This is a genomic window from Flectobacillus sp., from assembly GCF_049240685.1.
In the GTDB taxonomy this organism is placed as follows: domain Bacteria; phylum Bacteroidota; class Bacteroidia; order Cytophagales; family Spirosomataceae; genus Flectobacillus.
Window position 1 is genome coordinate 7,385 of sequence record NZ_JBMLSD010000142.1, and the last position, 10,048, is coordinate 17,432.

The window sequence follows — 10,048 nt, forward strand, 5'->3', positions numbered from 1 at the left end:
GCCGTAGAAGCACCAGGAGCTTTGTCCAAAAACCAACGACTCCATTTACCTTGAGCAATATTCATTGAATTGGTAACAAACACGGCTTGCGCACTGGTATTAATTTTATAGAAAGCACAAGTAACATCGCGACGAACGTCTAGGGTATCGAAGGAAAAATAGTACGTTGGCGGAATAGCCATGTAGTTGTTTCCTGAACCATAGCTATGCGCTGCTGTTGTACCACCTTCTACAGTAATACCAATATTCCAACCTACATCACCATTACCAATCGCAAATGGTACTTCAAATAATACATCACTATTGGATGGAGTCACAAATTTTGATTCATTCAAGAATACCTGTTTGAAATCAGTTGGCAAAGCACGGTCTTTCAACGTAACTAATTTTTCGGTATAGGTCTTCGCTATTTTGTAGTAATCTAAATAGTCTGACTTGCGCTCCATTTGCATGGCAGGAGTCAGGTAATACCCTCCACGCTGAAGTGCCAAACGAGCAATCATCCCCATGGTATATTCACGGTTGATTTGTTCAATGCTGTAGCTATTTTGGTCAGCCCAAAGCATTTTATCCTCGATTTTGATAAGGTCATCAATGACTTGTGACAAAATCACGTTACGGTCTTCTTTGGGTAGATAAAAGTTATTTCCCGCCTTTGGTGCAAGACGAACATTAGGAACATCTCCAAAAAAATATATCAACATACTATACCAGTAAGCACGCATTGTATAGGCTTCACCCAACATTTGGTACATTTTTCTTGAAGTAACAACGTCAGCAGATTTTAGTGCATCGCTAGCTTCAATTCCTTCGATAGCAATATTACAGTTACGAATCGAAGTGTAAGCGGCATTCCAAACAATACGTAGGTCGGCGTTGGTTGGGAGGGCACTTAAATCCCAAATCTGATAACGGTCTGCTGAGCTACTCCATCCACTTTGGTGCTCGATATCGGTATTTCCCGCCATGTTATTTGAAAGACGAGAACGAAACGCATCCTGACCAAATGATTCATAAATAGCGTTTACACCTTTACGAGCATCATCTGGGTTTGAATAAATATAGTTTACATCAAAAGTGGATAATGAATCTGGCTCTAAGAAGTCTTTGCAAGACGTTAGAAAACCAGAAGCTATCACTACGAGTATGAGGAATTTCTTTTTCATAATACATTGAATAGACTTTTGCCGAGGCTTGAGTCTGATTTTTAGGTTAAACACACTAAAAGTTCAATTCAAACTTTTAACAAAGACTAGAAAGTAATATTTACACCAAAAGTATATGAGCGGCTACGCGGGAATGAAGAATAATCTACCCCTGGCGTTAAGCCTGAATACCCGCTTCTTGTAGTACTAACTTCTGGGTCATAGCCTGAGTATTTTGACCATAGGTAAAGATTGTTTCCAGTAAAGTAAATTCTGAACTGAGACATGCCAAGCTTTGCAATAAGGTGCTTAGGAATAGAGTAACCAATGTTTAGGTTGTTCAAACGAATAAATGAGCCATCTTCAAGTGCCCAGTCGGAGATTACCGTTTGTGCATCTCCCAATCCTAAAGGCGACCAAATAGTTTTGTTGGCGTTTAATTGTCTCAATTGCTCCAAATCTGTTACAATCTCTCCTGGGGTACCCGTATATTGTCCATCCACATCCAAATAGGTAAAGCGATTGTTGATACTCATCATATCGGTTAAGTTACCGTAAGTCACACGACGGAATTGGTTGTATTGGATTTTACCAGTATTATAAATTTTGTTGCCATACGACCAGTTGAAGAAGATAGAGGCATCGAAGTTTTTGTAGCGACCATTGAATCCAAAACCTCCTTGAGCTTTTGGTAAAGTGTTACCAATTACTTGGCGGTCTAAGCTGTTTACTACGCCATCGCCGTTGGTATCTTTTAACTTCATAAAACCCGGACGAATAGAAGTATTACCCGTGATTGCCGTGGAGTTGGTCACGCCATCTTTCAGGATATATCTTTTGGTGGTAGCATCATAACCCGAAAAGTCATCTACGGTATAAAAACCATCAGCTACATAGCCATATACATCTCCTAGTGTTCCACCAACTTTTACATAGAAGTCGTCTTGGTCACGCAAATCAGTACTAGCCCAGTTTGATTGGAAGAAACGCTCTGTGGTACCATCCAACGCTTCTACTTTTGCTTTGTTAATACCAAAGTTTAGATTTACCGAAAAAGAAGCCTCTGGCTTGTCGATAATATAACCTGTCAAGGCTAACTCAACTCCACGGTTAGAGGTACTACCTACGTTATTCCATTGTCTTGTAAAACCAGAGCTAGAAGGGATAGCCGATTGTAATAATAAATTACTTGTCTTGTTGTGATATACATCCAAACTACCTACGATGCGCTGTTTGAAGAATCCAAAATCGAGACCTGCGTTTTGATTGATGGTTGTTTCCCAAACTAAGTTTGGATTATACAAGGTGCTTCCTGTAGGAGTATAATATACGTTATCGACGTTGCCAAAGCCAGGCCCACGCAAAGTAGTCGCTTCAAACAAGAATTGGGTAGCCGTTGCATCAATACGGTCGTTACCTGTTGCACCGTAAGAAACACGAAGTTTTAACTCATCGAGGTCACGCATTTGTTTCAACAACTTTGTTTCGGATAGTTTCCAACCTAATGCTACAGCTGGGAAGAAGCCCAAACGATTGGCAGCACTAAATTTACTTGAAGCATCTGCACGGAAAGTCAAAGCAGCCAAATAGCGGTCTTTGAATTGGTAGTTGATACGTCCAAATCCTGAAACACGATTTTGGTCGGTATTTTCAGTCGTGTATTGGCGATCTGTACGACCAAACGACATATTAGCGAATAGCTCCTCAGGAGTAATAGAAGCACGGAAGTCTTCGGCACGCAAGAAACTTGTATTGCCACCAGTAGAATACACTTCATGACCTAGCAAAAAGTCTAATTTATGCGCTCCCAAACCTTTCATTTGATAGTTCAAGGTATTGAGCCAACGTAATGAATAGGTCTCATAGTTAGTTTTTTCACCAATTGGTAAACTACTACCATTATTGAATGATTCTCCTGTTAATGGACCGTAATAACGTAATACTTTATCATACGATTTTGAGCTTGTTAATGTTGTTTTAAAATCTAAACCTTTTACGATTGACCAGTTCAAGCCAGCGTTTAGTACATAGTCTTGAGTTGTACGCTTACGCCAGTCTTGGGCTACTAATTTTTTGGGATTCACCAAGGCCAACAAAAACGAAGCAAAGTCATCATCACTACCAGCTGTCGACAAATCAATATCCAATTCGTCGGCGATACCGTTGGTTGGGCGTGTTTGAACCGCATCTTTAATGTTCAACTGAGCCGAACCAGAAGTACCCGCCCCATCAATTACCGTGTTAGTAATACGAGCAGAAGCATCAAACTTTAACTTTTTGCTTATGGTTTGGTTCAATTTAAAATTGATAACGTTACGGTTGTATCCCGACCCTGTCAATAAGCCTTGGTCTGTGTTATTGGTTAAGCTCAAGCTAAAAGTAGTAAGCTCTGTACCACCACTAATACTAACATTATGTGACTGCGAGTTGCGTGGCGCACCAAAAAGTTCGTCTTGCCAATTTGTACCTTTTTTACCCTGATACAAGTCATAATCTCCATATTTTCCAAAAAACTTTTCCATATTGGAAACGTCTGTTGCGCTACGGAGTTTGGCTCTTTCGTAGTTTACCAATACATACTCGTAAGGAGAAAGTACTTTATAAGCACGATCAGATGGTAAAGTTTTTAATTGCAAAAAACCATTGTATGAAACAGTGGTACGACCAGCTTTGGGTCTTTTGGTAGTAATTACCACAACCCCGTTTGATGCTTGAGCACCATAAATAGCTGTTGCAGCTGCATCCTTGAGGACGTTGATGCTTTCGATATCAGAAGGTGGAACATCTTTGATACTATTTACAATAAAACCATCTACCACATACAAAGGAGAGTTATCCTGTGTAATCGAGCCACCACCACGAACACGAATTACGACATCGGCATCGGGTGAACCGTCTGTAGTAACAACACTTACGCCCGCCATACGGCCAGTCATGGCTTGGGCAGCACTTGTGATAGGGATATTTTTGAGGTCACGACCCGACATCGAGGCCACCGAACCTGTGTTATCTGTTTTTTTCACGACGCCATAACCATCACTCACGACCGACACCTCCGCTAGCATGCTATTTTCGGCAGTTAATGATACGTTTATGTCTGCTTTCCCTTCTACCTTTACTTCTTGGCTCTTCATACCAATGAAAGAAAAAACCAAGGTAGAGCCTTTTGGCGCATTTACAGAAAAACGACCTTGCGAGTCGGTAGTTGCACCGGTATTCGTTCCTTTTACTTTTACAGTAACCCCAGGAAGAACGTCACCAGTTTCTGCATCCACGACTTTTCCTTTAACGGGGTCGGCGGCGGTTGCTTTTGTGAGACTGGTTTCAAGCATGGGCATATCGACACCCGACTTCTCCTCTAGTCCATTTGAAGCAGTCAGTACAATCGAGTTGTGAACTACTTTGTAGCTCATGTTCAAAGGATTCAGAAAACGATTCAATACCGTTCTCAAGCTTTCATTGTTTGCAATAAGGCTCAGGTTGTTTGCTTGTGATAGTGTTTGCTTTGAACTATATACAAAAGAAACTCCTGATTCTTTCTCTAGTTCTTTCAACACTCCTTTCATCGTGCTGTTCTTTACCGAAACAGTCACCGTTTTTGCCAAAACTTCTTGCGCGCTGGCATCTTTTGCATAAGATACCACCATAAAGGCAATAGCTATGGCTAACTGAATGACAGTCATCTTCATGATTTTGAAAAATGTTGTCTTAATAAATTGTTTTTCCATAAATTTGCTTTGTACGATTTGGTTGTGAAATCTACAATACCTCGGCGGGCATCTGGTAAATGCTCGAAGAGGCTTTAAGCTTGAAGTGCTGGTAACACTTCAGGCTTTTTTTTTAATAGCTACTTGATTTAATCGATAGTTTTAATATGAAATAGAAATTATCTGGTAACTAATCTCTAGCTGGTAATCACATCAAGACTTTCTATAAATTTTTCGCTAAAAAGGACTACAATCGAGATAGAGCTTCGGAAGGGCTGAGTTCAGAAAATTGGTTTTGAACCAAACTCAACAATGGCACTCCTTCCTATTGCTATATAGGTAATAAATATGCTTGCTACTGGCATCCATCTCCCAAAATGACGATTTCATTTCCTTCTATTTGGTAAGAAGCGTTGATAGAGCTACAAATAATATCCATGATTACAGGTAGTCTTTGATTGTTGAAATTTCCGAATAAGGTACATTTTCGGATAGCAGTATTAGGTGTTCTTATCACGATTTTGTATTCTGATTCTAATTGAGCTATTACTTTATCCAGTGGCACTTCGTCAAAACTTAGGGTAATAGGCTCCCAAATTTGCTTATGAGTGGGTTGCTCTACCGTAAAGTCGTGTGTTTCAAGAATATTTTCTTCCTTCTGAATCACTACCTGTTGCTGAGGGGTAATAATTACTTGATTTACCTTGTCCTCTTCTTCTTGATAATTCACTCTGACTTTTCCAGTGACTACCGAAACCTCGTATTTGTCTTTATTGGCAGAGGCTACCACATTAAAACTTGTACCCAATACCACCACATTAAGGCCTTTGTTGCGAACATGAAAGGGTTGATTCTTATTGGGTTTTACGTCAAAAAATGCTTCTCCTTCTAAGTACACCTCACGGGTTGGAGCCCCTTTTACGACTTTGTACATGATACTTGTTGAGGGATTCAACCAAACCTTGCTTCCATCTGGTAGTTCTACTTCTTGAATATCTTTTCCTGCATTAGACACCGTCTCCCATAGGCTTTTCTCGGTCGTCGAAAGTTGAGGTATTCCCACCAAATTTTCTATTGAGCCCTTATTGGATGGCTCTCGTAACGAGATACCTACAATAATGGCCAACGATGCTGCGGCAGCTGTTAACATCATCCAATTTTGTTTCCACCAATTTTTCCAAACTGAAACTTGAGGCTCATCTTCCTCCATTTCTGGATTGATACCTCGTTCAGTTTGTAGAGATTCCCAAACTTTTTTCTCAACTTTTGGTAATTCTTCCGTCAAAGGTTCGATTTCGTCAAAAGCATTGTACCATTCTAAAAGTTTTTCTATTTCTTCAGGAGTATATTTTTCTCTGAGCGACTTGATGATGTCATCATCATCTTTAAATTCACGATGGCTCATGTTATATTACAGTTTAATATCGATAAAGTCTTATTAACTCCTTACATAGATAAGTCGGTTTGGAAAAAGACTTCCACTATTCAAATGTGATTTTTTTTTAATTTTTTTTTAAAAAAAGAAGAAAAGGATAGGAATCAGGGCATTAGGTGTCAAATATTCGGCCATACCCGACTTCAAAAGTCTTAAAGCCTTAGCAATATGATTCTCTACAGTATTTTCGGAAATACCGAGTTTTTGTGCAATTTCTCTTTGAGATAATCCCGACCTACTCAATAAAAATACCTCACGGCATTTTTCGGGAAGATTCATCAAATGTTGATTATAAACACGGAGAGCATCCGAATAGTAGATGTTTTCCTCAGTAGAGTTATTGGATTGAGGAATGTAGACTTGATAATCTAAAAAGTTTTGGCGAACCGTATCGTGGTCAAGTGCATCTAACACACGATACTTCACGCTCTTCATTAAGTAGTTAGGTAAATTATCTATATTGGCCTTATGGCGGTTGAGCCAAAGGTTCAAAAACAAATCATGAACGATATCTTCTGTTTGTTGTTCATCGCAAAGTCTACGCTTAACAATTGTATACAATTTTGAAAAATATCTTCGATAGATTTCCTCAAAAGCAGCATCACTATCTTCGACTAATAAAGATAGTAACTCCGAATCACTCGATGCTTTGAGAGGTCTGTACATAGAAAAAATAATATTTTATATTAAAAAATTACTTTCAAATGTAGGTTAATCACAAAGCATTCTCCAAATATTACCATTGAATTATTTATGCAAACGTTCCCGATAACGTTTTCCATCTTGGTTGTTTTAAAGAGTATTTAAGCGAGGCGTCGTTTTCGGGTCATTAATTTCATGCGCTGAAGTTGCTTTGCTGTCTTGTATTTAAACTGATTATGAAACAACAGCCAACCTCCCAACGCACCCAACAAACTACCCAACACGATATCTAACAAACGATAAGTAAAAAGTAGGTCGGTATTGTTGAAATAAGGATTGGCCACTTGAGTCAAAAATATGGTTAGTGGTGTAATAAAAATGACGGCCATGACATAGTTTCGGACAATGAGGGTTTCGATAATAAACATAAGTGTTACAATACATAGACACAAAGTGATGGGCTCTAATTTGAAATGCAGAATCAACCAGCATACACCAAGGCCCAAAGTAGTTCCCAATATTCGATGAACAATGCGTTGTAAAACGTGTCTGCGACTAATGCCTTGCATAATAGCCAAGCAAGAAATGGCCACCCAATACGGATTTTTCAAGGCAAAAAAATGACCTATCCCTAGCGAAAGCAACACAAAACCACCTACTATCATCGCCTGAATCAAATTATTATACCGCTGACGTCGCAAAGTGATTGCGATAGTCACAGGCGGATGTGTTACCATCTTCTGGGTATTCAGTAAAGCCAAACTATATAGGAAGGTTATCAAACAAGCAAGCATGGTACCCATGGCTATCAAGCCAATTTTTTGAGGCATTTCGGCCCAGCTAAAAGGCATACAACTTGCCATTACAGCAATCAACAAAAAGAAGAAGCTTCCTGGTGCTTTCAATTTAAAATGCCCTACTACCCATTGTACCATTGCGGCATAGATACCCACCACGACCGTCGAAATCCATGGATTAAAACTACATACAATCCCAATTGCAAACGATAAAACCATCCCAAACGAACATACAATCATCGTAATCATCCGATTGGTTAGAGGCAAAGGTGGCATATACAAAATCACATGCCCTCCCAGGCAAACCAAAAGACCATTACTGAGCTGCCCAAAATACAAACCCGAAAATAGTGCTACACTGGCACAAAATGCCGCAATCAGAGGCATGTGCCAAGGTCGTTCGGAATGCTTTAGTTCTACCAAGCTTTTGAGCTCAGTCTGCAAAAAGTCTTTGAAGTTAGTTTGCATGATGATAGTAGTTGGTCTTTTGAAAATTATTTTACAAAAGAACATAAGTTTGTAGGCAAATTAAAATTTAAGTTTTGTGTTTTAGGCACAAGGAAAAGAGTATTAAATTGCTTTTTAGGGGCGATAGCTATGTTTGGGGAAAGCTCAATTATTAAATTTTGAAGCTGTTTAAACTTTTCAAAAAACAGTTTTAAACTGTAAAAAAAATGAGTCCAAGACTAAGTCTTGAACTAGGAAATTCACTTTTGTCCCATCATCAGACCTGTTGCATTAGGCCTAAACCCAAACCCTTACAAATTCTTAATTCTAAAAATGCTTAATTTATCACTTATCCAACAAACACTATCTTCCTTTGATTATTTCAAATACAATTCAAAAAAATGGAACATTTAGCAGTAGAGATGCAATACTTGCGTCTCTACCATTGCGTTTGAAGCCAAGTAAAATCTATAAAATAGCATCAAAAAAGCGGTAGGAGAATATTTTCCGACCGCTCTTTTGATAAAAACTTGAGGCATCATCCCAATCTTAAATTTCGGGGCGATTTGGGTATTATACCTTTGTTGACAATTTATAAAATCTTCAATCCTAATGTTAATTGCCAAAGGTTTCCTTTTTGAGTAAACTTCATATCATTGGTAAATTGGGCAGAAGTCACATCCGAAAGGCTACCCTCGTATCGAACATCCAGCGAGAGCGCTCCGAGGTCTAAACCCCCTCCTACTTGATAACCATAAGACGCCTTTTTGAAGGCATCCTCAGCGCCATTTTGAGTATACGTTTTGATGGTTTCGTTCAAAGTAGCTCCTTTACTCACATTAAATGATGCCAAAGGGCCACCATTGATGCGGAAAGGCCCCATTCTAAAACCTAGCAATACAGGAATATCGATATTGGTATATTCGATATCTACCGTCTGTTTGTCGCTTGTACTACCACCTTTCAAGATATTTAAGCTACCACCTTTGGCTGAAAGCAAAAATTCGGGTTGAATAAATACCTTATTCCCAATTCGCATATATACACCGCCTACATAACCAGTTTTTGTGTCTAAGCTTTGTTGAAAATTTGCTCCAAGAGAATTCATGGTCAATTCATTTCCCAATTTCAATTGCGCTAAGTTTACACCACCCTTAATACCGAGTGTAAAGAACTGAGCTTTTGAAACCATTGTTAAAAGCATAAACAGGGCAAGGAATCCAAATGTCTTTTTCATAAGTAAATTTTATTTAAAGTTAATGTTGCGCGACTAGTGATAATCTTTTAGTTGTTCAACTCAAACTGGGGAAATAACGACACTCGATGTATGAGCAATACAAGTATAAATCATTTTTTTCGTATAATTTCGTAAACGGTATCTTTGTATACCCGATTTGAATATTTCAAAACGCTGGTTCAAACCAATGATTTTGAGTACAAAAATTCATCCAGATTCGAAGAAAATGACATTTATTTCCTACAAAAATTGTCTTGAATACTTTCATGACAATTAAAATCTGTAGGTCACCCATTTTGAATTCAATAAGTAGCAGGAAAGATTAAATCAATCGTATGTCAAAGGTAAAAGTTGAAGATAACTTTTTAATTATGAATATATTACAATAACTGATATACTGTTAAGCAATCGAGCAGAATTAAATTTAAGTTTTGTGTTTTAGGCACAAGGCAACAGGCACAAGGCAAGGAGTGTTAAAATATTTTTAACGACCACGGACACGCATTTTTCGCATAGCCCACAGCCGAAAGCAGATACCTGAAAGCTTAAAAACTTAACTAATAACGTCTCTTTACTTATTTAAACAACTGGATAAAAGGTAAGCCTGATTTGATCAGAAACACTTTGCACATATAGCT

6 protein-coding genes are annotated in these 10,048 nt (G+C 38.6%); all 6 read right to left on the reverse strand.

The window, feature by feature from the left end:
- The coding region (locus ACOVQ4_RS06505; RefSeq protein ID WP_421819842.1) for a RagB/SusD family nutrient uptake outer membrane protein at positions 1–1,166 on the reverse strand (1,166 nt) is incomplete at its 3' end.
- 86 nt (positions 1,167–1,252) lie between these two features.
- Complete coding sequence (locus ACOVQ4_RS06510; RefSeq protein WP_421819843.1) at positions 1,253–4,873, reverse strand: SusC/RagA family TonB-linked outer membrane protein; 3,621 nt, start codon at positions 4,871–4,873, stop codon at positions 1,253–1,255.
- A gap of 334 nt (positions 4,874–5,207) precedes the next feature.
- Positions 5,208–6,257, reverse strand: a complete 1,050-nt coding sequence (locus ACOVQ4_RS06515) for a FecR family protein (protein ID WP_421819844.1) — start codon at positions 6,255–6,257, stop codon at positions 5,208–5,210.
- A 108-nt stretch (positions 6,258–6,365) separates the two neighbouring features.
- Complete coding sequence (locus tag ACOVQ4_RS06520; protein WP_421819845.1) at positions 6,366–6,953, reverse strand: RNA polymerase sigma-70 factor; 588 nt, start codon at positions 6,951–6,953, stop codon at positions 6,366–6,368.
- Between the two features lie 137 nt (positions 6,954–7,090).
- Positions 7,091–8,194, reverse strand: a complete 1,104-nt coding sequence (locus ACOVQ4_RS06525; protein WP_421819846.1) for an FUSC family protein — start codon at positions 8,192–8,194, stop codon at positions 7,091–7,093.
- Between the two features lie 571 nt (positions 8,195–8,765).
- Positions 8,766–9,410 carry a porin family protein gene (locus tag ACOVQ4_RS06530; RefSeq protein WP_421819847.1) on the reverse strand — a complete coding sequence of 215 codons (645 nt, stop codon included), beginning with the start codon at positions 9,408–9,410 and terminating at the stop codon, positions 8,766–8,768.
- Between the last annotated feature and the right edge of the window lie 638 nt (positions 9,411–10,048).